This is a genomic window from Kitasatospora sp. NPDC127121 (genome assembly GCF_042677305.1).
GTDB lineage: Bacteria > Actinomycetota > Actinomycetes > Streptomycetales > Streptomycetaceae > Kitasatospora.
In genome coordinates, this window is sequence record NZ_JBHXTQ010000082.1 from 14,644 (window position 1) to 40,022 (window position 25,379).

Below are 25,379 nucleotides of genomic sequence, written 5' to 3' on the forward strand. Positions count from 1 at the left end.
TCCGCCTACAGCTTCATCAGATTGCTGTCGTCGACCGAAGCGGAGTGCCTGGTCCGGAAGATGGAGACGATGATGGCGAGGCCGACCACGACCTCGGCCGCCGCGACCACCATCGTGAAGAACGCGATGATCTGGCCGTCCAGGGTGCCGTGCAGCCGGGAGAAGGTCACCAGGGCGAGGTTCGAGGCGTTCAGCATCAGCTCCACGCACATGAACAGCACGATCGCGTTGCGCCGGATCAGCACTCCGGCCGCGCCGATGGTGAACAACAGGGCCGCGAGGTACAGGTAGTTGACCGGGTTCACTCCGCTCCCCCCTCGTCGGCGCGGCCGTTCAGGCCGTCCTTGCCGTTCAGGCCGTCCTTGGTGTTCAGACCGCCGTTGGCATTCAGACCGCCGTTGCCGTTCAGACCGTTCGGACCGCCGTTGCCGTCCTTGCCGTTCACCGACGCCGGCACCGACGCCGGCACCGGCTCCAGGGACTTGCGCGGTCCGGCGACCGCCGACCGCTCGGACGACGGCCGGCCCAGCCAGTCCGCCGTGGTGTTCTCCAGCTCGGCCATCCGCCGCAGCATCTCCTGACTGACGTCCCGGACCTGGCCGCGCTCGCGCAGCGTCGCCATCACCGAGTCCTCGGCGATCGTGCCGTCCGGCAGCAGCGCCGGAACGTCCACCGCGTTGTGCCGCGCGTACACGCCCGGCGCCGGCAGCGGCGGCAGCTGCAGGTTGTCCACGACCCGCTGGGCGGCCAGCTCGCGCTGCGTCTTCGGCGCCTTCACGTGCTCGCGGTGGGTCAGCACCATCGCACCGATCGCCGCGGTGATCAGCAGCGCGCCGGTGACCTCGAACGCCCACACGTACCGGGTGAAGATCAGCCGGGCCAGGCCCGGCACATTGCCCTCGGCGTTCGCCTCGGACAGGCCGGTGAAGTGGTCCAGCCGCGCGTTGGCGATCCCGGCGATCAGCAGCACGCCGAAGCCCAGCCCGCACAGCACCGCGGCGACCCGCTGGCCCTTCAACTGCTCCTTCAGGGAGTCCTCGCTGGTGACGCCGACCAGCATCACCACGAACAGGAACAGCATCATGATCGCGCCGGTGTACACGACGATCTGCACCACGCCCAGGAACACCGCGCCCTGCGCCATGTAACAGACCGCCAGCGCCATCATCGTGGCCGCCAGGCACAGCGCGCTGTGCACGGCCTTGCGCATCAGCACCATGCCGAGCGCGCCGCCGACCGCGAGCACCGCGAGCACCCAGAACTGGACGGCCTCCCCGACGGAGGTCGTCCCGGTCGCGGCCAGGTTGAGGGAGGTCACTGCTGGACCTCCCGCTCCCGGTCGGTGCGCTCCTGCTGGACCGTCCCGGGCGCCGCCGCGGTGATCTCGCCCCGGTAGTACGCGCCCTCGTCGGCGCCCGGGAAGATCGAGTGCGGGGCGTCCACCATGCCCTCGGACAGGCCGACCAGCAGCTGCTCCTTGGTGAAGATCAGGTCCCGGCGCGAGGAGTCGGCCAGCTCGTACTCGTTGGTCATGGTGAGCGCGCGGGTCGGACAGGCCTCGATGCACAGCCCGCACAGGATGCAGCGGGCGTAGTTGATCTGGTAGACCGCGCCGTAGCGCTCGCCCGGCGAGTAGCGCTCCTCCTCCCGGTTGTCCGCGCCCTCCACGTAGATGGCGTCGGCCGGACAGGCCCATGCGCACAGCTCGCAGCCGACGCACTTCTCCAGGCCGTCCGGGTGCCGGTTCAGCTGGTGGCGGCCGTGGAAGCGCGGAGCGGTGGGCTTCTTCTGCTCCGGGTACTGCTCGGTGAGCCGCTTCTTGAACATGGCCTTGAAGGTCACGCCGAAGCCGGCGGCCGGGCCGAGGATCGACGGCTTGTCGGGCCGTTCGGCCCGCTCCGTCTGGTCGGACGACATCTCGGTTCAGCTCCCTTCGGTATGGTCGGCCCCGTTGAGGGCGTCCTGGAGTTGCTTCGGGGCCCGGCTGCGCCGGCGCGGCACCGGCGGGAGCTCCTGTCCGGGCAGCGGGGGCACCGGGTAGCCGCCCGCCATCGGGTCGAACTCCCCCTTCGGCAGGATTGGTTCGGGCTCGGGTTCCTTCTTCAGGAAGTCCCGCAGCAGGGCGAGCAGCAGGATCGCCCCGACCGGCGCGCCGACGTACAGCACCACCTCGCCGAAGCCGTAGCCCTCGTTGCGCAGCGCCCGCACGCTCGCGATCAGCACCAGCCACACCAGCGAGACCGGGATCAGCACCTTCCAGCCCAGCTTCATGAACTGGTCGTAGCGGAACCGGGGCAGCGTGCCGCGCAGCCAGATGAAGAAGAACAGCAGCAGCTGGATCTTCAGCGTGATCCACAGCATCGGCCACCAGCCGTGGTTGGCGCCCTCCCAGAAGGTCGACACCGGCCACGGGGCCCGCCAGCCGCCCAGGAACAGGGTGGAGGCCACCGCCGAGACGGTCACCATGTTGACGTACTCGGCCAGCATGAACATCGCGAACTTCAGCGATGAGTACTCGGTGTTGAAGCCGCCGACCAGCTCGCCCTCGGCCTCCGGGAGGTCGAACGGCGCCCGGTTGGTCTCACCCACCATCGCGATGATGTACACGATGAACGACACCGGCAGCAGCGCCGCGAACCAGGTCGGCTGCTGGTGCGCCACGATCTCCGAGGTCGACATCGACCCCGAGTAGATGAACACCGCCGCGAAGGACAGACCCATCGCGATCTCGTAGCTGACCATCTGCGCGGCCGAGCGCAGCCCGCCCAGCAGCGGGTACGTCGAACCGGACGACCAGCCGGCCAGCACGATGCCGTAGATGCCGATCGAGGCCGTCGCCAGGATGTACAGCAGCGCCACCGGGAAGTCGGTCAGCTGCATCGCCGTCCGGGTGCCGAAGATCGACACCTCGTTGCCGGCCGGCCCGAACGGGATCACCGCGAAGGCCATGAACGCCGGGACGGCGCAGACGATCGGGGCCAGGATGTAGACCACCTTGTCCGCGCCCTTGACCACCAGGTCTTCCTTGAGCGCGAGCTTCACGCCGTCCGCCAGGGACTGCAGCATCCCCCACGGCCCGTGCCGGTTCGGCCCGATGCGCAGCTGCATCCAGGCCACCACCTTGCGCTCCCAGACGATCGCGATCAGCACCGTCAGGACCAGGAAGCCGAAGCAGAACACCGCCTTCAGCAGCACCATCCACCACGGGTCCTGCCCGAAGAAGTGGAGCGTCTCGTACGGCTGCGGAGTCATCGCTCCTCCCCTTCACTGCCCGCGTCGCCCGCCGCGGCCTCGGCCCGGACGGCCGGCTCGGGGGCGGCCACGGCGATCGTGACCAGATGGCCGACGGTGGTGCCGAGCGCGCGATGGGCGCCGCCCGGCGTGGAGTTGAGCGGGATCCAGACCGTGCGGTCCGGGATCGAGTCGGTGACCTCCAGCGGCAGGGTCAGCGAGCCGGCCGGGCCGGTCAGCCGCAGCGCCCCGCCCTCCCCGCCCGCCTCGGCGCCGGTGTCCTTCGCGCCGATCTCCTTCGCGGTGGCCGGCGAGACCCGGGCCACCGCCCGGTGCCGGGTACCCGCCAGGTGCGGATCGCCCTGCTGCAACGTGCCGTTGTCCAGCAGCTGGCGCCAACCCGCCAGCACCGCCTGGCCGGTGGCCGGGCGGGGCAGCACGCCGGGGTGCGCGGCCGGGTCCGCGGACCGGTCACCCGCCCACGGGGTGAAGTGGTCCAGCTCCAACCGGGCCGCCCGGACGTCCGGCAGACCCAACCGGTGGCCCAGCGCCTCCGCCAGCATGCTCAGCACCCGCAGGTCCGGGTACAGATGGCGGCCCATCTGCTGATCGGGCTTGAGCGCCGCCTCGAACATCCGCAGCCGGCCCTCCCAGTCCAGGAAGGCACCGGCCTTCTCCGCCACCGCCGCCACCGGCAGCACCACGTCCGCGTGCGCCGTCACCGCGGAGGGCCGCAGCTCCAGCGACACCACGAACGGCACCGCCGCCAGCGCCGCGTCGGCCAGCGCCGGATCCGGCAGGTCGTCCGGGTCGACGCCGCCGACCAGCAGCGCGTCCAGCTCACCGTGCGCCGCGGCCGTCAGGATCTGGCCGGTGTCCCGGCCCGGCCCGGACGGCAGCTCCGCCACCCCCCACACCCCGGCGGCCTCCGCCCGGGCGGCCGGAGCCGCCACCGGACGGCCGCCGGGCAGCAGCCCCGGCAGCAGGCCCGCCTCGACCGCACCGCGCTCACCCGCCCGGCGCGGCACCCACGCCAGCCGGGCGCCGGTCGCGTGCGCCAGCCGCAGCACCGCCGTCAGCGCGCCCGGGGCCGCGGCCAGCCGCTCGCCCACCAGGATCACCGCGCCCGGGCCGCGCAGCAGCTCGGCGGCCCGCCCGGCCTCGTCGTTCAGCGGCTCGTCGGCGGCCAGCGCGGCGAACCACTCCGCCTCCGTGCCCGGGGCGGCCGGCAGCAGCGCGCCACGCAGCTTGGCCAGGCCCCGGGAGGCGAACGCCGCCACCGAGTACACCTTCAGGCCCCGGTCGCGGCTCGCCTTGCGCAGCCGCAGGAAGACGATCGGCGACTCCTCCTCCGGCTCGAAGCCCGCCAGCAGCACCGCCGGCGCCTGCTCCAACTGCTCGTAGGTCAGGCCCTCGCCATCCACGTCCACCCCGCGCCCGGCGACGGCGGCGGCCAGGAAGTCCGCCTCCTCGCCGCTGTGCGGGCGGGCCCGGAAGTCCACGTCGTTGGTGCCGAGCACCACCCGCGCGAACTTCCCGTACGCGTAGGCGTCCTCGACGGTCACCCGGCCACCGGTCAGCACCCCGGCGCGGACGCCGCGCAGTCCCTCAGCGGCCCGGGCCAACGCCTCCGGCCAGGAGACGGGCACCAGCTCGCCGTCCACCCGCACCAGCGGGGTCGCGATCCGATCCCGCTGCTGGGCGTACCGGAACGCGAACCGGCCCTTGTCGCAGTTCCACTCCTCGTTGACCGCCGGGTCCTCGCCCGCCAGCCGGCGCAGCACCTTGCCGCGCCGGTGGTCGGTGCGCTGGGCGCAGCCCGCGGAGCAGTGCTCGCACACGCTCGGCGAGGAGACCAGGTCGAACGGGCGGGAGCGGAAACGGTAGGCCGCCGACGTCAGGGCGCCCACCGGGCAGATCTGGATGGTGTTCCCGGAGAAGTACGAGTCGAGCGGCTCGTCGTCCCCGGTGCCGACCTGCTGGAGCGCGCCGCGTTCCAGCAGGTCGATGAACGGGTCCCCGGCGATCTGCTGCGAGAAGCGGGTGCAGCGCGCGCACAGCACGCAGCGCTCCCGGTCCAGCAGCACCTGGGTGCTGAGCGGGATCGGCTTCTCGTAGGTGCGCTTCATCCCCTCGAAGCGGGTGTCGGCGTCACCCGTGGACATCGCCTGGTTCTGCAGCGGGCACTCGCCGCCCTTGTCGCAGACCGGGCAGTCCAGCGGGTGGTTGATCAGCAGCAGCTCCATCACGCCGCGCTGCGCCTTCTCGGCCACCGGCGAACTCACCTGGGTGCGCACCACCATGCCCTCGGCGACCGGGATGGTGCAGGAGGCGACGGGCTTGCGCTGGCCCTCGATCTCGACGATGCACTGCCGGCAGGCGCCGGCCGGGTCGAGCAGCGGGTGGTCGCAGAAGCGCGGGATCTGGGTGCCGATCCGTTCGGCGGCCCGGATCACCAACGTCCCCTTGGGGACCTGCACTTCGACGCCGTCGATGGTGAGCGTGACCAGCTCGACCGCGGCCTTGTCGCCCGTGGAGGTGGATGGCTCTGTGATCGTCACGCGTGCACCTCCCTTTCGGTGGCGGACTGGTGGCCGGGGCGGGGGCCGTCGGCCCAGACGGTGGAGGCGGCCGGGTCGAACGGGCAGCGGCGCTCGGCCAGGTGCTGCTCGTACTCGGCCCGGAAGTGCTGGAGGGAGGAGACGATCGGGCTCGCGGCGCCGTCGCCCAGTGCGCAGAAGGACTTGCCGTTGATGTTGTCGGCGATGTCGAGGAGCTTCTCCAGGTCCCCCTCGACGCCCGCGCCCGCCTCGATCCGCTTGAGCAACTGGACCAGCCAGTAGGTGCCCTCGCGGCAGGGGGTGCACTTGCCGCAGGACTCGTGGGCGTAGAACTCGGTCCAGCGGGTGACCGCCCGCACCACGCAGGTGGTCTCGTCGAAGACCTGCAGCGCCTTGGTGCCGAGCATCGAGCCGGCCGCGCCGACACCCTCGTAGTCCAGCGGGACGTCCAGGTGCTCGTCGGTGAACATCGGGGTGGACGAGCCACCCGGGGTCCAGAACTTGAGCCGGTGCCCGGGGCGGACGCCGCCGCTCATGTCCAGCAGCTGGCGCAGCGTGATGCCCAGCGGCGCCTCGTACTGGCCGGGGTTGGTGACGTGGCCGGAGAGCGAGTACAGCGTGAAGCCGGGGGACTTCTCGGTGCCCAGGCCCTTGAACCACTCCTTGCCGCGGGCCAGGATCGGCGGCACCGAGGCGATCGACTCGACGTTGTTGACCACCGTCGGGCAGGCGTACAGGCCGGCGATCGCCGGGAACGGCGGCCGCAGCCGGGGCTGGCCGCGGCGGCCCTCCAGCGAGTCCAGCAGCGCCGTCTCCTCGCCGCAGATGTAGGCGCCGGCGCCGGCGTGCACGGTGATGTCGAGGTTGACGCCGGAGCCGAGGATGTCCCGGCCGAGCAGCCCGGCCTGGTACGCCTCGGCGACGGCCGCGTGCAGGCGGCGCAGCACCGGGACGACCTCGCCGCGCAGGTAGATGAACGCGTGGTCGCAGCGGATCGCGTAGGAGGCGATGATCATGCCCTCGATCAGCGCGTGCGGGTTGGCGAACAGCAGCGGGATGTCCTTGCAGGTGCCCGGCTCGGACTCGTCCGCGTTGACCACCAGGTAGTGCGGCTTGCCGTCGTTCTGCGGGATGAACTGCCACTTCATCCCGGTGGGGAAGCCGGCGCCGCCGCGACCGCGCAGCCCGGAGTCCTTCACCAGGGCGATCACGTCGTCCGGCGGCATCGCCAGGGCCGCCTTGAGGCCGTCGTAGCCGTGGTGGCGGCGGTAGGTGGCCAGCGTCCAGGGCCGGTCGTCGTCCCAGGAGGCGGACAGGACGGGGGTGAGCAGCTTCTCGGCCGGCTCGGCGGCGGTCATCACGCTTCCGTCCCTTCGTGGCCGGTGCTCTCGTGGCCGGTGCTCTCGTAGCCGGCGCCGTCGTGGCCGATGCCCTCGTGGCGGGGCGCGACGACCTTGGTGCCGCCGGTGCCGGGCAGCGCCTCGCCCTTGGCCAGGCGCAGGCCCGCCAGCGAGGGCGCGCCACCCGCGCCGGACTCGTCGTTGGCACCCGGGCGCTCGTCGGGGAAGCCCGCCAGGATCCGGGCGGACTCCTTGAAGGTGCACAGCCGGGCGCCGCGGGTCGGCCGGACCTCCCGGCCCGCGCGCAGGTCGTCGACCAGCCGCTTGGCGCTCTCCGGGGTCTGGTCGTCGAAGAACTCCCAGTTGACCATCACCACGGGCGCGTAGTCGCAGGCCGCGTTGCACTCGATGTGCTCGATCGAGATCTCGCCGTCCCCGGTGGTCTCGTTGTTGCGCACGCCGAGGTGCTGCTGGAGCTCGTCGAAGATCTGGTCGCCGCCGAGCACCGCGCACAGGGTGTTGGTGCAGACCCCGACGTGGTACTTCCCGGCCGGGCGCCGCCGGTACATGGTGTAGAAGGTGGCGACGGCGGTCACCTCGGCGGTGGTGAGGTCCAACTGCTCGGCACAGAACCGGATGCCGGTCGGGCTGACGAAGCCCTCCTCGGCCTGCACCAGGTGCAGCAGCGGCAGCAGCGCCGACCGGGCCTGCGGGTAGCGGCCGATCAGCTCCGCGGCGTCGGCGGCCAGCCGGGCGTGCACCTCCTCGGGGTACGGTGTGGCCGGCAGCGCCGGCATCCCCAACTGAACGTCTGTCACCGGTCCACGCCTCCCATCACCGGGTCGATCCCGGCCACCGCGACGATCACGTCGGCGACCTGGCCGCCCTCGCACATCGCCGCCATCGACTGCAGATTGGTGAACGACGGATCCCGGAAATGGACCCGGTACGGGCGCGTCCCGCCGTCGCTGACCACGTGCACGCCCAGCTCGCCCTTGGGCGACTCGACCGCCGCGTACGCCTGGCCGACCGGGACCCGGAAGCCCTCGGTGACCAGCTTGAAGTGGTGGATCAGGGCCTCCATCGAGGTGCCCATGATCTTGCGGATGTGGTCGAGCGAGTTGCCCATCCCGTCCGGTCCGACGGCGAGTTGGGCGGGCCAGGCGATCTTCTTGTCGGCCACCATCACCGGGCCCGGCCGCAGCCGGTCCAGGCACTGCTCGACGATCCCCAGCGACTGCCGCATCTCCTCCAGGCGGATCAGGAAGCGGCCGTAGGAATCGGCGCTGTCCGCGATCGCGACCTCGAAGTCGTAGTCCTGGTAGCCGCAGTACGGGTCGGTCTTGCGCAGGTCGTGCGGCAGGCCGGTGGCGCGCAGGATCGGGCCGGTGGCGCCGAGGGCCAGGCAGCCGGGCAGGTCGAGGAAACCGACGTCGACCAGGCGGGCCTTGAACACCGGGTTCCCGGTGGCGAGTTTGTCGTACTCGTGCATCCGGGAGCGCAGGGTCTTCACGCACTCGCGGATCTGGTCGACGGCGCCGGGGGGGAGGTCCTGGGCGAGGCCGCCGGGGCGCACGTACGCGTGGTTCATGCGCAGGCCGGTGACCAGCTCGAAGACGTCCAGGATCAGCTCGCGGTCGCGGAAGCCGTAGATCATCAGGGTGGTGGAGCCGATCTCCATGCCGCCGGTGGCCAGGCAGACCAGGTGCGAGGCGATCCGGTTGAGCTCCATCATCAGCACCCGGATCACGGTGGCCCGGTCCGGGATGTCGTCGGTGATGCCGAGCAGCTTCTCGACGGCCAGGCAGTACGCGGTCTCGTTGAACAGCGGGGTCAGGTAGTCCATCCGGGTCACGAAGGTGGTGCCCTGGACCCAGTTGCGGAACTCCATGTTCTTCTCGATGCCGGTGTGGAGGTAGCCGATGCCGCAACGGGCCTCCTTCACCGTCTCGCCGTCGATCTCCAGGATCAGCCGCAGCACGCCGTGGGTGGACGGGTGCTGGGGGCCCATGTTGACGATGATGCGCTCGTCGTCGGCCCGGCCGACCGCCTCGACCACCTCGCCCCAGTCGCCGCCGGTGACCGTGAAGACCCGGCCCTCGGTGGTCTCCCGGGCCTCTGCCTGCTCGGCTCCTTCGTGGGGACGAGTCCCTTCGTCGTGCCGAGCCTCTTCGTCGTGCCGAGTACTCATCAGCTGTACGACCTCCGCTGGTCGGGAGCCGGGATCTGGGCGCCCTTGTACTCGACGGGGATGCCGCCGAGCGGGTAGTCCTTGCGCTGCGGGTGGCCCAGCCAGTCGTCCGGCATCATGATCCGGGTGAGTGCCGGGTGGCCGTCGAAGACCAGGCCGAAGAAGTCGTAGGCCTCGCGCTCGTGCCAGTCGTTGGTCGGGTAGACGCTCACCACGGAGGGGATGCGCGGGTCGGCGTCCGGCGCGGTGACCTCCACCCGGATCAGCCGTCCGTGGGTGATCGACCGCAGGTGGTAGACCGCGTGCAGCTCGCGGCCCTTGTCGTCGGGGTAGTGCACGCCGCTCACGCCCAGGCACAGCTCGAAACGCAGCGCCGGGTCGTCGCGCAGGGTGCGGGCGGTCCGGAGCAGGTGGGCGCGGTCGATGTGGAAGGTGAGCTCGCCGCGGTCGACGACGGTCTTCTCGATCACCTCGGCCGGGTCCAGGCCCTGCTCCTCCAGGGCGCCCTCCAGCTCGTCGGCGACCTCGTCGAACCAGCCGCCGTACGGCCGTTCGCTCGGGCCGGGCAGCACGATCGGCGCGGCCAGGCCGCCGAAGCCGGAGGTGTCACCGCTGCCCAGGGCGCCGAACATGCCCTGCCGGCGGCCGACCACCTCGACCGGGATCTCGCGGACCGGGTGCTCGCGACGCGTCTCGGGTACCTGCTCGTTCATCGCAGCAGCCCCCGCATCTCACTGACCGGGGTGGCCTTGAGGGCGAGCGCCTCGCCGAGCTCCTCGGCCCGGATCCGGTTCGCGCCCAGCGGCTCGTGCTGGATCTTGTCGTGCAGCTTCAGGATGGCGTCCATCAGCATCTCCGGGCGGGGCGGGCAACCGGGCAGGTAGATGTCCACCGGGACGATGTGGTCGACGCCCTGCACGATCGCGTAGTTGTTGAACATCCCGCCCGAGGAGGCGCAGACGCCCATCGAGATGACCCACTTCGGGTTGGCCATCTGGTCGTACACCTGGCGCAGCACCGGGGCCATCTTCTGACTCACCCGACCCGCCACGATCATCAGATCGGCCTGCCGGGGGGAGCCCCGGAACACCTCCATGCCGAACCGGGCCAGGTCGTAGCGGCCGGCGCCGGTGGTCATCATCTCGATCGCGCAGCAGGCCAGACCGAAGGTGGCCGGGAAGAGTGACGCCTTGCGCACCCAACCGGCGGCCGTCTCCACGGTCGTGAGCAGAAAGCCGCTCGGCAGCTTCTCCTCGATTCCCATCAGATCCCTCTCAATGCCCTCAAGAAGCCCTCAAGTCCTGTGGTACGTCGGCCCGTTCGGGCTTGTCCGCTCGTTCACAAAGGCGGCGGCCACCCCGCGCTCAGTCCCACTCCAGGCCGCCGCGGCGCCACACGTAGGCGTAGGCGACGAAGACCGTGGCGATGAACAGGAGCATCTCGACCAACCCGAAGATCCCCAGGGCGTCGAAGGTCACCGCCCAGGGATAGAGAAAGACGATCTCGATGTCGAAGACGATGAAGAGCATCGCCGTCAGGTAGTACTTGATCGGGAACCGACCGCCGCCCACGGGCTGCGGGGTCGGCTCGATGCCGCACTCGTACGCCTCCAACTTGGCCCGGTTGTAGCGCTTGGGGCCGGTGAGTGAGGCCATCACGACGGAGCCGACCGCGAACGCCGCCGCGATGGCACCGAGTACGAGGATCGGCGCGTAGGCATTCATAGCCCCCGCTCCCTCCGTCCAGTCGTCCTTGACTGCAGATCGGAACCGGCGAGTCACGCTGAGGTGAACCCGCGTTCCGGTTCCCGGGATCCACCTCATGTGAGGCAGTTCACAAAGCCTGGAACGAGCGCATCCTATGCCCGTCGGCTTGTGATCTGCGACACGCAGTTCAACGTCATCTTTGTGATCTACGCCACGATGAGAATCGTGCCGAATATGAACATGCCCAGAGTTGTCGACACAAAGAAGTCAAATGGTCACAACCAGTCGCATTTACTTGTGAAGCGGCTGGTCAGAGCCGCACTCCTATATCAACTATGCGTCGACGGGAGCAAATTTCGAGGCGCCATGTTGACGTGTTATAGCGGCTCACTCTGAGGGGTGGCGGGGGGCCGAACGCTCGCTTGACCCTTCGTTCACAAGCGCGCGAAACGGTCCTTGGGGCCCTCCCCCCTCCCCTCCCCCTCCCCCACCCCGCCCGCCGCCCGCCGCCCGCCGCCCGCCGCCCGCCCGACCCTCTCCTGCGCTGGGCCATGCCCGGCCCAGCGCGCGGCGCCCCGACCTCCGTGCGCTGCCCTTCCCGCGCCGCCTTCCCTGGGGCCCTTTCCTGGGGGCCCTTCCTCGGGGCCGCCGCCCTCTGCCCTCGCGCCCGCGTCCGGGCTCGCCCCACCGTTCACCGGGGCCGGTTACCGGCTACCGGCCCTGCTCCCAGACCCAGGCCGCGATGCCCACCCGGTTACGGGCACCGAGCTTGCGCTGGACGTTGGCGAGGTGGTTCTTGACCGTCCCCGGCGAGATGAACAGCCCCGCTCCGATCTCGGCGTTCGTCGCGCCGTCTGCCACCTGTTCGGCGATCTCCCTTTCTCTCGCGGTCAGTTCCTCGATCGGGCCGGCTATCAGCGGCGCCGCCGCCGAAGGCCCTGCTCCGGCCGTACGGTCGCTCCCGGGCGCCGTCATGTGCCGCAGCAGCCGGACGGTGACCTGTGGACTGATCAACGCGTCCCCGGCCATCGCCGCCCGCACCGCCTCGATCAGCAGCACTGGCCCCGATCGCTTCAGCAGGAAGCCGGCCGCCCCATGCCGCAGGGCCGTATGCACGTACTCGTCCAGGTCGAAGGTGGTCACCACGATCACCTTGCACTCGCCGGCCAGCTGCCTCGTGACCTCCAAGCCGTCGAGCCTAGGCATTCGAATGTCCGCGAGCACGACGTCCGGTCTAAGCCGTCGGGCCTCCTCCACCGCCGCGGCGCCGTCCGCCACCTCCGCCACCACCGACATGTCCGGCTGAACGTCCAGGATCATCCGGAACGCGGTGCGGACATCGGCCTGGTCGTCCGCGACCAGGATCCGGATCGGCCCTGTGCTGCCGATCATTTCCACCTCTCCCCTGAACTGGTCCTCACCGGAATCACTGGTTTCTCCTGACTCTCCTGTCGCTCCTGCCTCTCCAGCGGCAGTCTCGCCGCCACCCGCCAGGCCTCTCGCTCCTCCGTGCCTGCCGCGAACGTGCCGCCGAGCGCCTCCACTCGGGCCGCCAGCCCCGGCAGTCCGCTGCCGCCGCCACCGCGCGGGCGCCCACCCGCGCCGGGTGCGAGTCCGTCGTTCGTCACGGTCAACTCCAGCCACCCGCCCGCGCGACGGGCACGGACCTCGACCGTCCGGGCGCCCGCAGCGTGCCGCCGGACGTTGGTCAGCGCCTCGACCACGATCCGGTGGACCGTGCCCTCCACCTCCCGGGGGACCGGCCCGTCCGGCAGCTCCAGCCGGACCTCGGCGCCGCCCAGGGCGGTGAACCGTTCTGCCACCTCCGCCAGTTCGGCCAGCCCCTGTTGCGGTCCGCGCCCACTCCCCTCCTCCGTGCGCAGCAGCTGAACCGTCCGGTCCAGCGAGGCCAGGGCTCGCTGCCCGGCCTGTTCTATCCGCTCGAACATCTCGACCGCCCGGGCTGGGTCAGCCGCGGCCAGGTACACCCCGGCCTGAGCCTGGGCGACCATGCCGCTCACGTCGTGCGCCACGAAATCGTGCAGGTCGTGGGCCAGTTCGAGCCGCTGGGAACGCCTGGCCTCGGCCACCGCCCGACACCGCCCCTCGTCCAGGCCGCGCAGGTAGAGCCCGGTCAGGACGGCCGGCAGGGCCAGCATCGACCCGAATCCGAAGAGGGTGAGCACGTCTCCGGGCCCGCCGATCGCCTCGAACCGGGACGGCCAGAGCGCGACCGCGCCGCAAGCCGTCCACGTCGCCAGCGCGCACCGGAGGCCGTCCTCGACGCGCAGGGCGAGGACCACGGACAGCAGGAGGACGGCCAGTTCGACCAGGCCGACCAGCCCGGGCCACCGGTCCGACTCCGTCCAGCGGCCGGTGAGCCAGACGGCAACCGTGACCAAGGCCGACATCGCCCCGGCCGTCGCGGTCACGACCGCCATGCCCTGGCGCCTGCGCGCCGCCCGGACCAGCGGAAGCGCGGCCGGGACGATCACCGCCAGCATCTGATTCATCGCCATCTCCTCCCTTCGACTGCCGCCACGTTACGACGCGGCGCAGGTTGCCCGCCTGTGCCGATCGGCATATTTCAGAGGCCTGTTGAGCAGGGAGAACAGCCCGATCGGCAGCTGCCGCTCGCCGCGTGGAACGGCCAGGCTTGAGCCATCGAAGCGGCCGGAGCGCCGGCCGCGAAGGGAGTTCACCACCATGTCGAAGCTCGCGATCAACGCCCGGACCACCACCCGTCCGGCCGTCCCGCCCGCACCACGCTGGGCCGAGTTCGCCGCCAAGGCCACCGTGCTGACCACCGTTCCCTCGGGGCTGTGGCGGATCGCGTTCGGCTTCGGCGTCCCGGTCGGCTTCACGGGTGCCACCGCCGCACGGTACGCCGAGCACCAGCCGGGCTGGGGCACGGTCTACGTCGTGGTGCTGAGCGCCCTGGCCGAAGCGCTGGCCTTCTTGACCGTCGGGCTGGTCCGGCCCTGGGGCCAGCTGGCGCCGCGCTGGATCCCGCTGATCGGCGGCCGGGCGGTGCACCCGCTCGCCGCGATCGTTCCGGGCGCGCTGGGCTCGGCGTTTCTGACCGTGCTCGGGATAACCGCGGCGGTCGGCGGCTGGAGCCGGAACATGGCGGAGCCGGACTCCCCGCACGGCGCCGCCGGCCTGGTGATGACCCTCGCCTACCTGCCGCTGGTGGCATGGGGTCCGCTGCTCGGCGCGGTCACCATCGACTACGCCCGTCGGACGCTGAGTCGCCGGTGACCACCGCAGCGGATCACACCGGGGCCGGCTCCGGGCCCCGCTCCCCGACCCCGGTCGCGGACTCGGACTCGGACTCGGCAACAACAGATCCAGCGGCCTCGGACTCGACGACCTCGGACTCAGCGGCTTCGGTCTCCCCGCGCCGGACGGGGGCGGGAGCGGGGACGGGGGCGGGAGCGGTGCGGCGGCCCCACTCGGTGGCGACCACGACCAGGGCTCCGCCGACCAGGGCGAGCGGCCCCATCCGGTTCCCGGCGATGGTGATGCCGAAGACGGCGGCCCATAGCGGTTCGGTGCCGAGCAGCAGACTCACCCGGGACGGCGAGGTGGCGCGGACAGCCCACATCTGAACGAAGAAGGCGAACAGCGTGCACAACAGGGACAGGTGCAGCAACCAGGCCCACTGGCCGGGCCCGTACGAGCGGGCGACGGCCCACGGCGACGGCCCTACGGCTGGTGCGACGGCCGCGAACACGGCGGTCGCGACGGCGAGTTGGACCCAGGTCAGGGCCAGCATGTCGGTTTCGCGGACGGCGCGGACGCGGGCCGTCGCCAGGACGAAGGCCGAGCGAACCAGGGCAGCTCCCAGCACCAGCAGGTCGCCGAGCGAAGGCGGGCGCAGCCCGCCGTCCCCGGTGAGCAGGGCGACGCCGAGCACGGCCAGCGCGGCGGCCGCGAGGAAGGCGCGGGGCGGTGCCGTTCGGCTGAGGACGCTCTCGCCGAGCGGGGTGAGCACCATCGCGAGGCTGATGATCAACCCGGCATTGGTGGCGGAGGTGTGCACGGCGCCGTACGTCTCCAGCAGGAAGATCCCGCTGAGCACCAACCCCAGTGCACCGCCGCCCAGCCACTCGGCGCGGCTCAGCCTCCGTAGCGCCGGCCAGGCGACCATCCCGAGCAGCGGCAGCACCAGCCCGAACCGCAGGACCAGCATCGCCACGGCCGTCCCGGGCTCCGCCACCCGCTGGACGGCGAGGAAGCTCGACCCCCACACCGCTGCCACCAAGAGAACCGGCAGGTCGCGAAGGGCCGATGAGGACGAAGACATGGACAGGGAGGCACGCATGAGTCAGATCCCTCCGAGCGAACGGAACCGGCGGGGCGCGAGTACCGTACGGCGTCGGACGGACCCTGGAGCTGGGCGAAGGGCACAGCTATCGACGGGGCGGAGCATGGAGCAGGGGGACGCCATCCTCCCGCACCGGCCCACCCGTGATCAACGCCCTGCCGCAACTCGCTGGATCTCCGGAGGGCTCCGGCACCCCCGGGGCCAACGCCCTTCCCAGGCCCGGCAGGTCAGCGGACGAGCAGGCCGTTCGCCGCGGCGATCTCCTCGATGTCGGCCGGGGTCCCGGACATGATGGCGCGGACGTGCTCGGTGACGAGCTCGACCGGCCAGTCCCACCAGGCCGCACGGAGCAGGCGCTCGATGTCGGCGCCCTCGAAGCGGCGCCGGATCGGCCGGGCCGGGTTGCCGCCGACGATGGTGTACGGCTCGACGTCGGCGGTGACCATCGCACCGGCCGCGATGATCGCGCCGTCACCGATCCGGACGCCGGGCAGGACGGTGGCACCGAAGCCGAACCAGACGTCGTTGCCGATCACGGTGTCGCCCCGGCTGGGCAGGCCGGTCACGAGGTCGAGGGTCCGCTCGGTCCACTCGCCGCCGAACATCGTGAACGGGAAGGTGGACACGCCGATGGTCGGGTGGGCGGCGCCGGCCATCAGGAAGCGGGCCCCGGTGGCGATCGCGCAGTACTTGCCGATCACCAGCCGCTCGGGTCCGTAGGCGTAGAGGACGTTGCGCTCCTCGAAGCGGGTGGCCCCCTCGGGGTCATCGAAGTAGGTGTACTCACCGACCTCGATCCGCGGGTCGGTGACGAGCGGGCGCAGCAGGACGACCCGGTCGTGGCCGGCGAGCGGGTGCAGGGCAGTGGGGTCGGGAATGGCGGTGGCGGTCACGCAGGCTCCTCTCGTAACGCGACCAAAGTCGCATTACGATGAGCATGGCACGACCGCCACACCGCAGCAAGCCTTAACGCGACTGGAGTCGACTTTGAACGAGAACGCCCCGGAGCCGACTCACCTCGAAACGACCCACCCAGAGCCCCGCACCCCGACCCCGCGCCCCGGCGGCCGCAGCGCCCGGGTCCGGGAGGGGGTGGTCGCCGCCACGCTCGCCGAGGTCACCGAGAAGGGGTACGACGACCTCACCATCGAGGCGGTCGCGAGCCGCTCCGGCGTCCACAAGGCGACGCTGTACCGGCGGTGGGGCGGAGTGGACGGCCTGGTCGCGGACGCCCTGACCGCCTCGGCCGACCAGCCCTGGCCGCTGCCCGACACCGGCGACCTCCGCGAGGACCTGCGACTGATCACCCGGGAGGTGTTCACCGTCTTCACCGATCCCGACCTGGGGGCCACCCCCACCGCGCTGATCTTCGCCGCCCAGCGCTCCGACACCGGCGCGACCGCCCTGCGCGCCTTCTTCGCCTCCCGTCACCGCCAGGCCGCCGAGGTCGCCGAACGAGCCGTCGCCCGAGGCGAGTTGCCCACCGGAACCGACGGTGCCGAGGTGGTCCGGGCCGCCACCGCCCCGCTCTACTACCGGCTGTTCGTCACCGGCGAGCCGCTGGACGCCCGCACCGCCGAGCGGGCCGCCGACGCCGCCGCACTGGCCGCCCGCGCCGGACTGTTCACCCCCGCCCCCCGGGCCAACCCCGTTCCCCCGGAGTCCTCCTGACCCTCCACCCGCCCGACGGGGCCTGAACCCCACCGCTCCCTACCGCCCCCTACCGGATCGCCGCCCCGACGTGGATGATGGCGCCATGCCAACCCCGCCGTCCACCACCCTTCGGAAGGCCCGTCACGTGAAGCGCGCACCCTGGGCTCTGCTCGCCGTCGCCACCGTCCTCCCGCTCACGGCGAGCACCGGCACCGCCGTCGCGGACACCACGCCGCCCGCGCCCGCCTGCACCTACACGCCCGCGGTGCCGGCCGACAACTTCAAGGGCATCCCGGTCTTCGACGCCAAGAAGGCCGCCCAGCCCTACCGCGCCACCCTGCGCACCAGCCAGGGCGCGATCACCTTCCAGGCGTTGACCGACAAGGCGCCCTGCACCACCTTCTCGTTCCGTTTCCTCGCCGAGCACGACTACTTCGACCGCAGCCACTGCCACCGCCTCACCACCCAGCGGCTCTACGTCCTGCAGTGCGGCGACCCGACCGGAACGGGCAGCGGCGGGCCCGGCTACTCCTTCCCGGACGAGAACCTGACCGGCGCCACCTACCCGGCCGGCACCGTGGCGATGGCCAACGCCGGTCCGAACACCAACGGCAGCCAGTTCTTCTTCGTCTGGAAGGACACCAAGCTCTCCCCCGCCTACACCCCGTTCGGCCGGATCACGGCGGGCCTGGACGTCCTGCAGAAGATCGCCGCAGGCGGCGAGGACGACCAGAACAACCCCGGCGACGGCTTCCCCACCCTCCCCGTGAACATCCGCCACGTGAAGATCAGCACCCGCTGACCGGGAGCCCGCCCCTCACCGCCCACCCCTCACCCCTCACCGCCCGCCCCCACGCCGTTCCCGTGCGTCGGCAGCGCCTCCCGTACGGTGACAGCACCAACGACACCGCACGGGAGCAGCGCGCATGGACAGCCGGATCTGGGAGAGCGTGGACCACCTCGTCGCGTGGCTCGACGAGCAGGGCACGCAGTCGCCCCGGGAGGAGCGCCTGCTGCGGATCCTCAAGCTCTCCGAGGAGGTCGGTGAGGTCGGCGCCGCGGTGATCGGCGCCACCGGCCAGAACCCGCGCAAGGGCGTCACCCACAGCTGGGAGGACGTCCAGCACGAGCTCTGCGACGTCGTCTTCACCGCCCTCGTCGCCCTCCGGACGCTCACCCCCGACGCGGCCCGGGTCTTCGCCGACCGCCTCGCCTACGTCGAACAGCGCTCCGCCGCCTCCCGCCGCCCGGCGGACGGGGAGCGGAAGGCGGCGGAGGAGACGCCTTGAGGTCCTGGAAAGGACCGGGGGGACCAGGGGGACCGGAAGGAAGGCCCAGGCCCGCTACGCGTTGGGCGCGACCTTCGCGAGGCCGTTGATGATGCGGTCCATCGCGTCGCCGCCCTGCGGGTCGGTGAGGTTGGCGAGCATCTTGAGGGTGAAGCGCATCAGCATCGGGTGGGTGAGGCCGCGCTGGGTGGCGATCTGCATCACCTTGGGGTTGCCGATGAGCTTCACGAAGGCGCGGCCCATCGTGTAGTAGCCGCCGTAGACGTCCTTGAGGACGCGCGGGTAGCCCTGCAGAGCGCGCTCGCGCCCGGTCTCGGTGACCCGGGCGTGGGCCTGGACGATGACGCCGGCGGCGATCTGGCCGGATTCCATCGCGTAGGCGATGCCCTCGCCGTTGAACGGGTTGACCATGCCGCCCGCGTCGCCGACGAGCAGCAGGCCGCGGGTGTAGTGCGGCTGCCGGTTGAAGGCCATCGGCAGCGCGGCGCCGCGGATCGGGTCGGTCATGTTCTCGGGGGTGTAGCCCCACTCCTCCGGCATGCCGGCGCACCAGGCCTTGAGCACCTCGCGCCAGTCGAGTTCGCCGAACGCGGGCGAGGAGTTGAGGATGCCGAGGCCGACATTGGAGGTGCCGTCGCCCATACCGAAGACCCAGCCGTACCCGGGCAGCTGCTTGCGCTGGCCGCCGCGGGTGTCCCACAGCTCCAGCCAGGACTCCAGGTAGTCGTCGTCGTGGCGCGGCGAGGTGAAGTACGTCCGGTAGGCGACGCCCATCGGGCGGTCCTCGCGGCGGTGCAGGCCCATGGCGAGCGAGAGCCGGGTGGAGTTGCCGTCGGCGGCGACCACCAGCGGGGCACGGAAGGTGACCGGCCGCTTCTCGTCGCCGAGCTTGGCGGTGACGCCGACGATCCGGCCGGTGCGCTCGTCCAGGACGGGCCCGCTGACGTTGCAGCGCTCGTAGAGCCGGGCGCCGGCCTTCTCGGCCTGACGGACCAGCAGCTCGTCGAAGTCGGCGCGCTTGCGGACCAGGCCGTAGTCGGGGAAGGCGGACAGCTCGGGCCAGTCCAGCTCCAGCCGGACGCCGCCGCCGATGATGCGCAGGCCCTTGTTGTGCAGCCAGCCGTTCTCGGTGGAGACGTCGATGCCCATGTCCACCAGCTGCTTGGTGGCGCGGGGGGTGAGGCCGTCGCCGCAGACCTTCTCGCGCGGGAACGCGGTCTTCTCCAGCAGCAGCACGTCCAGCCCGGCCTGGGCGAGGTAATACGCGGTGGTGGACCCGGCCGGACCCGCGCCGACCACGATGACGTCGGCCGTGCTCTCGACCGGGCTGTCCGGCTTCGTCAGATCGGCTGCGGTCTCGGACACGGTGGACACTCTCCTGGAGCTGCGGCTGTGGGGACGGCGGCTTTTGTCTCCGGCAGTCTAGTTCCGTCCCCGCCGCCGGAAACGACCACGCCCCCACCCCGCCGGTGCAGCGGCTACCCGAGCTTGTACGCCCGGTGCAGCGCGACGATGCCGCCGGTGAGGTTGCGCCAGGCGACCTTGGACCAGCCGCTCTCCTGCAGCCGGGCCGCCAGCTCGGGCTGGTCGGGCCAGGACCGGATGGACTCGGCGAGGTACACGTACGCGTCCGGGTTGCTGCTGACCGCGGTGGCGACCGGCGGCAGAGCGCGCATCAGGTACTCGGTGTAGACCGTCCGGAACGGCGTCCAGGTCGGGGTGGAGAACTCGCAGATCACCAGCTTGCCGCCGGGCTTGGTGACGCGCTGCATCTCGCGCAGCGCCGCGTCGGTGTCCTGGACGTTGCGCAGCGCGAAGGAGATCGTCACCGAGTCGAAGGTGCCGTCCGCGAACGGCAGCCGGGTGGCGTCGCCGGCGGTGAGCGGCAGTTCGGGGTGGCGGCGCTTGCCCTCGACGAGCATGCCGACGGAGAAGTCGCACGGGACGACCTGCGCGCCGGCCTCGGCGAAGGGCAGCGAGGAGGTGCCGGTGCCGGCTCCGAGGTCGAGCACGAGGTCCCCCGGTCCGGCGGCCACCGCCTCGGCCACCGCCCGGCGCCAGGCGCGGGCCTGGCCGAGGGACAGCACGTCGTTGGTGCGGTCGTACTTGGCCGCGACGTCGTCGAACATGGCGGCGACTTCGTGCGGCTGCTTGTCCAGAGAGGCTCGGGTCACGCCCCCATTGTTCACCCTGGCGCCGACAGCCCGACCAACGGGGCACGCCGCGGGGCGTCCGCACCCGCCGCACGGGCCCCGCCGCACAGACCCGTCCACCCGGCACCCGTCGCACGGACGTCGCCGCGCGCCCCCGCCGCCCAGCTCCCCCGCCCAGTTCCCCCGCCCAGCCCACCGGCGCCCCACCCGGCCCACCAGTGCTACGCGCCCCGTCAGTGCTGCGCGCGCCGCCCGCCCGCGCGCCGCCGGCGCCGGGAGCGCTTGCCGTGGGTTATCGCGGGCATCCCGTCGGCCAGCGCCCCGGTCGCCAGCGCGACGGTGGTGGCCAGCCGGCCCTGCCCGGCGCGGACCGCGAGCGCCCGCCGGTGCCGCCGGATGCGCAGCACGCAGATCACGAACATCCCGACCGCGACCGGCACGCTGAACCGGGCCAGGCCGACGCCGACCGGCTGCGGGTAGGTGTCGCCGCAGATCCGCACCGCCCCCGGGTCGTCGGCGGCGTGCTCCAGGCAGATCGGGTCGCCGATCCTGGCGCCGTCGGCGAGCGGCAGCGCGGCCGCGGTGTGCGACTGGCCGGACGCCCGGTAGCTGACGGCGCTGTAGGAGCCGCCGCCGGTGGGGAGCTGGGTGACGACGCCTTCGACTCTCACGGGGTGGGCGCCGATCCGGTCGGCCTGGTCGGCCTGGCGCCAGCCGAGCAGGCACATGCCGACGGCCAGCACGGCGCTGAGCACGGCGGCGAGGTACCAACCACGGCCCATCCGCGGGGATCGCGGCGGGGGGACGGTCGCGGATCGCATGGTTCCTGTCCTGGCTTGCCTTCGGGGCCTGGGACACGGCCCCGCCACCCGCGGGCACGGGCGGTAGGTGGTGAGGGTACGGAGTGAGCTGTCCGGGATCGTATCCGCTGGCGGGCCCTCAGGTCACGGCGAAGGGGGAATCACCCCACAGGGTGGACAGTGGAGTTCGGCGGCACACGAAGGAAGTGCCGTACGCCGCAAGGAAGTCCGACTACCGGCGAGTACGCCGCCCGGTTCCCGGCCTCGTTCAGCGCCGCCGGTACACCAACCGCCCGCCCAGTACGGCGGCCAGGCAACCGCCCGGCGATGGCTGGGCGAAGCCCTCCCCAACGGCCGGGAACACCGCGAAGTCGGCCCGGCCGCCCGCCGCCACCCGGCCGTGCACGGCCGCCGCGAGCGGCAGCACCGACAGCGGGTCCAGCGGGCCGTCTCCCAGGCCCAGCAGGCAGTCCCCCGCGCCCACCGCACCAGGGCCACCCCCGGCGCCCGGGCCACTCCCCGCCTCAGGGCCACCCCCCGTGCCAGGGCCGCCCGGCAGCGCGACCAGCCCGGAGCGCGCCACGGCCGTGCGCACCGCGGCCCGCTCGAACGGCCCGGCCACCGCCGTCACCCCGAACCCGAGCATCCGTTGCAGCCCGCGCCGGGCGCTCGCGCCGCAGCGCCCCTCGTCGGCGGAGCCCGTCAGCCCGTCCGCGACCGGCTCGACGCCGATCTCCTCGCGCGGGTCCGGGTGGTAGGCGTGTTCCAGCAGCCGGTGCCCGTACGGGTTGCGCAGCCCCGGCGTGAGCACCGCGGCGCCCCAGTCCCGCAGTCGCGCCCCCGGGTGCGCGGCGGCCAGTTCCCGGTACGGTCCGACGGCCTCGACGCGGTCACCGCGCACCAGCACCGCCCCGTCCGGGAGGGACGGGGCGGTGGGGTCGGCCGGGTCGGGCAGCACCAGGGCCGCCCGGTGCAGGGTCAGCACGGCGGTGCCCCGGGCCTCAGTTGTCCAGGATCTTCAGCTCGGGGTGCGCGGTGCCGCCCTCGATCGCCGTGGAGGCGATGTGCGAGGCGACCCGCGGGTCCACCGGGTCGTTGGCCGGGTCGTCCAGCACCCGCAGGTGCTCGTACGTGGTCGCGCGCTGCGCCGGGACGCGGTCGGCGGCCCGGATGAGGTGGATCAGCTCGGTGAGGTTGGAGCGGTGCTTGGCACCGGCCGCCGAGACGACGTTCTCCTCCAGCATGACCGAGCCGAGGTCGTCCGCACCGTAGTGCAGCGACAGCTGGCCGGCCTCCTTGCCGGTGGTGAGCCAGGAGCCCTGGATGTGGGCGATGTTGTCGAGGAACAGGCGGGCGATCGCGATCATCCGCAGGTACTCGAAGACGGTGGCCTGCGTCGAGCCCTTCAGGTGGTTGTTCTGCGGCTGGTAGGTGTAGGGGATGAAGGCCCGGAAGCCGCCGGTGCGGTCCTGCACGTCGCGGATCATCCGCAGGTGCTCGATCCGCTCGGCGTTGGTCTCGCCGGTGCCCATCAGCATGGTGGAGGTGGACTCCACGCCGAGGCCGTGCGCGGCCTCCATGATCTCCAGCCAGCGCTCGCCGGACTCCTTGAGCGGGGCGATCGCCTTGCGCGGCCGCGCGGGCAGCAGCTCGGCGCCGGCGCCGGCGAAGGAGTCCAGGCCGGCCCGGTGGATCCGGGTGATGGCCTCCTCGATCGAGACGCCCGAGATCCGGGCCATGTGGTCGACCTCGGAGGCGCCCAGGGAGTGGATCACCAGCTGCGGGAAGTCGGCCTTGATGGCCGAGAACGCGCGCTCGTAGTACTCCACGCCGTAGTCCGGGTGGTGGCCGCCCTGGAACATGATCTGGGTGCCGCCCAGTTCGACGGTCTCGGCGCAGCGGCGCAGGATCTCGTCGAGCTCGCGGGACCAGCCCTTGTCGCTCTTCGGCGGCACGTAGAAGGCGCAGAACTTGCACGCCGTCACGCAGACGTTGGTGTAGTTGATGTTGCGCTCGATGATGTACGTCGCGATGTGCTCGGTACCGGCGTAGCGGCGGCGGCGCACCGCGTCGGCGGCGGAGCCGAGCGCGTGCAGCGGCGCCGAGCGGTACAGCTCCAGCGCCTCCTCCGGGGTGATCCGGCCACCGCCGGCGGCCCGGTCGAGCACGGCCTGCAAATCGGTGCTGGGCGCATCGAGGGTGGTCGCTGCGAGCTCGGTCACCTGGCCGCCTTCTCTCTCTCGGATACTGCAGTTCTCGGCGCTGCCGCCCCCGGACGACGGGCGTCCGGGTACGGCCGAACCAGCCTACGCCAGGCCTTTCGAGCGTCCGCGTCAGCCCGCTGCCCGTCGGCCCCGGAGCACCTGAGCACCTGAGCCGGTGCACCGGCGCACCGGAGCGCCCCGCCGCACTCAGCCGACCGGCAGCGCCGCCGGCTCCAGCAGCCGCACCGCGACGTCCGACGCGAAGCCGCTGTCGTGCGCGACCCTGCGGGCGAACTCGGCGACGCCGGCCAGCTGCCGCTCGCCGAGCGAGAAGTCGAGGGCCTCGCTGAAGTACCGCTCCAGCACGTCCGCGCCGAAGGCCTCCCAGCGGGCGGCCTGTTCGGCGACCTTGGCGGCCTCGACCAGTGAGAGGTCGCGGGACTCCAGGAAGGCCCGGTGCACGGCCGCGGTCAGTTCCGGACGGCGCTCGGCGAACTCGCGGCGCACAGCCCAGACGGCGAAGACGAACGGCAGGCCGGTCCACTCCTTCCACATCTCGCCGAGGTCGTGGACGGTCAGTCCGAGGTCGGCGGCCTGGCCGAGGTAGGCGCGCAGCGCCGGGTCGCCGATCAGGACGGCGGCGTCGGCCTCGGCGAGCATCGAGCTGAGGTCGGGCGGGCAGCTGAAGTAGTCGGGGCGGACGCCCTCGCGTTCCTCCAGCAGCAGCCGGGCGAGCCGGACGGAGGTGCGGCTGGTGGAGCCGAGGGCGACGCGGCGGCCGTCCAGGTCGGCGAGCGGCACCTTGCTGACGATGAGGCAGGACATCACCGGGCCGTCGCTGCCGACCGCGATGTCGGGCAGGACCAGCAGGTCGTCGGCGTTGCGCAGGTACTCCACGCAGGTGATCGGACCGATGTCCAGCGAGCCGTCGACGAGCTGGTCGCTCAGCTTCTCCGGGGTGTCCTTGGTGAGGTCGAGGTCCAGGAGGTTGCCGGTCCTGGCGAGGCCCCAGTAGAGGGGTACGCAGTTCAGGAACTGGATGTGGCCGACGCGAGGCCTGACCGGGGTGTGTTCCTGGGGCTCCCGCGATTGTCCGTCCGGTGCTGCCACTGCGCCGCTCCCTTGTACTGTTCGTGCGCTTTCCCGCAGCGTATGCCTGCTGTTCACAAAGGCCTGCACCGGGCACCCGACACGCGCTCGCGAGGCCTGCGGGACGCGCCTGCGAGGGCCTACGACACGCGTCGTGGGGGCCGCAGTTCACCCCTGGTCGTCACAGCGACCGCATGCTAGCGTTGCCCTCAGTTGCAGTTTGATTCCCCTTGCAGTACTTGAAGCCTGCGGAGCATGTAACCGCGGGCTTTTTGTAGTTTTTCAGCAATATCGAAAAACTTCGGACTCGTCCGGAGGCAGGGCGATCAGCGCAGCGGACCGGGTGCCACACGGTGTGGCCCCGACACGTCCCTCGCAAGGAGAACGGCATGGCCACGGGAACCGTCAAGTGGTTCAACGCTGAGAAGGGCTTCGGCTTCATCGCCCAGGAGGGCGGCGGCCCCGACGTCTTCGTCCACTACTCCGCCATCAACGCGAGCGGCTTCCGCTCGCTGGAGGAGAACCAGGCGGTGAACTTTGACGTCACCCAGGGCCCGAAGGGCCCGCAGGCGGAGAACGTCACCCCCATCTGACCATCCTCTGATGTTCTGATCGCTCGGGACCCCAGCGGGTCCGTCGGCGGCTCCCGACAGCCGTCACCATGAGCACAAGAGCAACACCCAAGGGGGCCCGCCCAACCGGCGGGCCCCCTGCCTTTTCCCCTGGCCTTTCCACCGCCCCTTTCCCCCCGGCCGCCGACCCGGGGAGCAGCACACGAGCCCGCGCCGGTGCCGTCGCCCCCGCGGCACGCACAAGGGCCCGCTGCCGCACC

General features: G+C 71.8%; 26 protein-coding genes. 5 read left to right on the plus strand and 21 right to left on the minus strand.

All coding sequences use genetic code 11. From position 1 onward, the window contains the following. Window positions 1–5 precede the first annotated feature (5 nt). The 13 genes from nuoK to ACFVHI_RS30590 form a co-directional block, all read right to left on the minus strand. The gene (nuoK, locus tag ACFVHI_RS30530) at window positions 6–305 is read right to left on the minus strand and encodes an NADH-quinone oxidoreductase subunit NuoK (protein WP_030060110.1); all 300 of its coding nucleotides are present in this window, start codon (window positions 303–305) and stop codon (window positions 6–8) included. Next, window positions 302–1,318, minus strand: coding sequence for an NADH-quinone oxidoreductase subunit J (locus ACFVHI_RS30535; RefSeq protein ID WP_380344882.1), 1,017 nt, complete (start codon window positions 1,316–1,318; stop codon window positions 302–304). Before ACFVHI_RS30535 ends, nuoK begins: the two co-directional genes overlap by 4 nt. Next, a complete protein-coding gene (gene nuoI / locus ACFVHI_RS30540; protein ID WP_380344884.1) occupies window positions 1,315–1,917 on the minus strand; it encodes an NADH-quinone oxidoreductase subunit NuoI in 603 nt (200 codons plus the stop codon). Before nuoI ends, ACFVHI_RS30535 begins: the two co-directional genes overlap by 4 nt. A gap of 6 nt (window positions 1,918–1,923) precedes the next feature. Next, window positions 1,924–3,252: an NADH-quinone oxidoreductase subunit NuoH gene (gene nuoH / locus ACFVHI_RS30545; protein WP_380344886.1), complete on the minus strand. Its 1,329-nt coding sequence runs from the start codon at window positions 3,250–3,252 to the stop codon at window positions 1,924–1,926. Then, window positions 3,249–5,792: an NADH-quinone oxidoreductase subunit G gene (locus tag ACFVHI_RS30550; RefSeq protein WP_380344888.1), complete on the minus strand. Its 2,544-nt coding sequence runs from the start codon at window positions 5,790–5,792 to the stop codon at window positions 3,249–3,251. The genes nuoH and ACFVHI_RS30550 overlap by 4 nt, the downstream gene beginning before the upstream one ends. Continuing rightward, the gene (gene nuoF, locus ACFVHI_RS30555; protein WP_380344889.1) at window positions 5,789–7,150 is read right to left on the minus strand and encodes an NADH-quinone oxidoreductase subunit NuoF; all 1,362 of its coding nucleotides are present in this window, start codon (window positions 7,148–7,150) and stop codon (window positions 5,789–5,791) included. The genes ACFVHI_RS30550 and nuoF overlap by 4 nt, the downstream gene beginning before the upstream one ends. Continuing rightward, window positions 7,150–7,929, minus strand: coding sequence for an NADH-quinone oxidoreductase subunit NuoE (gene nuoE / locus ACFVHI_RS30560; RefSeq protein ID WP_380344908.1), 780 nt, complete (start codon window positions 7,927–7,929; stop codon window positions 7,150–7,152). Before nuoE ends, nuoF begins: the two co-directional genes overlap by 1 nt. A 17-nt stretch (window positions 7,930–7,946) precedes the next feature. Then, complete coding sequence (locus ACFVHI_RS30565) at window positions 7,947–9,323, minus strand: NADH-quinone oxidoreductase subunit D (RefSeq protein ID WP_063348145.1); 1,377 nt, start codon at window positions 9,321–9,323, stop codon at window positions 7,947–7,949. Further along, window positions 9,323–10,036, minus strand: coding sequence for an NADH-quinone oxidoreductase subunit C (locus ACFVHI_RS30570; protein WP_063348146.1), 714 nt, complete (start codon window positions 10,034–10,036; stop codon window positions 9,323–9,325). Before ACFVHI_RS30570 ends, ACFVHI_RS30565 begins: the two co-directional genes overlap by 1 nt. Continuing rightward, entirely contained in the window at window positions 10,033–10,587 is a 555-nt protein-coding gene (locus ACFVHI_RS30575; protein WP_063348147.1) for an NADH-quinone oxidoreductase subunit B family protein, read from the minus strand. Before ACFVHI_RS30575 ends, ACFVHI_RS30570 begins: the two co-directional genes overlap by 4 nt. Before the next feature lie 100 nt (window positions 10,588–10,687). After that, window positions 10,688–11,047, minus strand: a complete 360-nt coding sequence (locus ACFVHI_RS30580; protein WP_030060100.1) for an NADH-quinone oxidoreductase subunit A — start codon at window positions 11,045–11,047, stop codon at window positions 10,688–10,690. Window positions 11,048–11,740: 693 nt separating this feature from the next. After that, the gene (locus ACFVHI_RS30585) at window positions 11,741–12,421 is read right to left on the minus strand and encodes a response regulator (RefSeq protein ID WP_380344892.1); all 681 of its coding nucleotides are present in this window, start codon (window positions 12,419–12,421) and stop codon (window positions 11,741–11,743) included. After that, a complete protein-coding gene (locus ACFVHI_RS30590) occupies window positions 12,418–13,542 on the minus strand; it encodes a sensor histidine kinase (RefSeq protein ID WP_380344894.1) in 1,125 nt (374 codons plus the stop codon). The genes ACFVHI_RS30585 and ACFVHI_RS30590 overlap by 4 nt, the downstream gene beginning before the upstream one ends. Before the next feature lie 193 nt (window positions 13,543–13,735). On the opposite strand from ACFVHI_RS30590, the gene ACFVHI_RS30595 reads away from it, so the two are divergent. Continuing rightward, window positions 13,736–14,290: a hypothetical protein gene (locus tag ACFVHI_RS30595; RefSeq protein WP_363371722.1), complete on the plus strand. Its 555-nt coding sequence runs from the start codon at window positions 13,736–13,738 to the stop codon at window positions 14,288–14,290. A 13-nt stretch (window positions 14,291–14,303) separates the two neighbouring features. On the opposite strand, the gene ACFVHI_RS30600 is transcribed toward ACFVHI_RS30595, so the two are convergent. Then, a complete protein-coding gene (locus ACFVHI_RS30600; protein ID WP_380344896.1) occupies window positions 14,304–15,356 on the minus strand; it encodes a DMT family transporter in 1,053 nt (350 codons plus the stop codon). Window positions 15,357–15,586: 230 nt separating this feature from the next. Further along, complete coding sequence (locus ACFVHI_RS30605) at window positions 15,587–16,252, minus strand: CatB-related O-acetyltransferase (protein WP_380344898.1); 666 nt, start codon at window positions 16,250–16,252, stop codon at window positions 15,587–15,589. Window positions 16,253–16,346: 94 nt separating this feature from the next. Between ACFVHI_RS30605 and ACFVHI_RS30610 the strand changes: the two genes are divergently transcribed. The 3 genes from ACFVHI_RS30610 (at window position 16,347) to ACFVHI_RS30620 (ending at window position 18,301) form a co-directional block, all read left to right on the plus strand. Further along, window positions 16,347–17,030: a TetR/AcrR family transcriptional regulator gene (locus tag ACFVHI_RS30610; protein ID WP_380344900.1), complete on the plus strand. Its 684-nt coding sequence runs from the start codon at window positions 16,347–16,349 to the stop codon at window positions 17,028–17,030. Window positions 17,031–17,115: 85 nt separating this feature from the next. Continuing rightward, on the plus strand, window positions 17,116–17,814 hold the full coding sequence (locus tag ACFVHI_RS30615; RefSeq protein WP_363371732.1) for a peptidylprolyl isomerase: 699 nt from the start codon (window positions 17,116–17,118) through the stop codon (window positions 17,812–17,814). 124 nt (window positions 17,815–17,938) lie between these two features. Then, window positions 17,939–18,301, plus strand: coding sequence for a MazG-like family protein (locus tag ACFVHI_RS30620; RefSeq protein ID WP_063348152.1), 363 nt, complete (start codon window positions 17,939–17,941; stop codon window positions 18,299–18,301). A 54-nt stretch (window positions 18,302–18,355) separates the two neighbouring features. Here the strand turns inward: ACFVHI_RS30620 and ACFVHI_RS30625 are convergent, their stop codons facing one another. The 6 genes from ACFVHI_RS30625 to ACFVHI_RS30650 all read right to left on the minus strand — a co-directional run bounded on the left by ACFVHI_RS30625 (window position 18,356) and on the right by ACFVHI_RS30650 (window position 24,568). Further along, entirely contained in the window at window positions 18,356–19,645 is a 1,290-nt protein-coding gene (locus ACFVHI_RS30625; RefSeq protein WP_063351195.1) for a geranylgeranyl reductase family protein, read from the minus strand. Window positions 19,646–19,779: 134 nt separating this feature from the next. Further along, a complete protein-coding gene (locus ACFVHI_RS30630; RefSeq protein WP_063348153.1) occupies window positions 19,780–20,475 on the minus strand; it encodes a demethylmenaquinone methyltransferase in 696 nt (231 codons plus the stop codon). A 212-nt stretch (window positions 20,476–20,687) separates the two neighbouring features. Continuing rightward, window positions 20,688–21,275 carry a hypothetical protein gene (locus ACFVHI_RS30635; RefSeq protein WP_159398455.1) on the minus strand — a complete coding sequence of 196 codons (588 nt, stop codon included), beginning with the start codon at window positions 21,273–21,275 and terminating at the stop codon, window positions 20,688–20,690. A 247-nt stretch (window positions 21,276–21,522) separates the two neighbouring features. Then, the gene (locus tag ACFVHI_RS30640; RefSeq protein WP_380344903.1) at window positions 21,523–22,239 is read right to left on the minus strand and encodes a hypothetical protein; all 717 of its coding nucleotides are present in this window, start codon (window positions 22,237–22,239) and stop codon (window positions 21,523–21,525) included. 16 nt (window positions 22,240–22,255) lie between these two features. Next, the gene (gene mqnC, locus ACFVHI_RS30645) at window positions 22,256–23,476 is read right to left on the minus strand and encodes a cyclic dehypoxanthinyl futalosine synthase (RefSeq protein ID WP_063348156.1); all 1,221 of its coding nucleotides are present in this window, start codon (window positions 23,474–23,476) and stop codon (window positions 22,256–22,258) included. Window positions 23,477–23,665: 189 nt separating this feature from the next. Then, window positions 23,666–24,568 carry a menaquinone biosynthetic enzyme MqnA/MqnD family protein gene (locus tag ACFVHI_RS30650; RefSeq protein ID WP_063348157.1) on the minus strand — a complete coding sequence of 301 codons (903 nt, stop codon included), beginning with the start codon at window positions 24,566–24,568 and terminating at the stop codon, window positions 23,666–23,668. A 368-nt stretch (window positions 24,569–24,936) separates the two neighbouring features. Between ACFVHI_RS30650 and ACFVHI_RS30655 the strand changes: the two genes are divergently transcribed. Continuing rightward, window positions 24,937–25,140, plus strand: coding sequence for a cold-shock protein (locus tag ACFVHI_RS30655; protein WP_052580872.1), 204 nt, complete (start codon window positions 24,937–24,939; stop codon window positions 25,138–25,140). The last annotated feature ends 239 nt before the right edge of the window (window positions 25,141–25,379 follow it).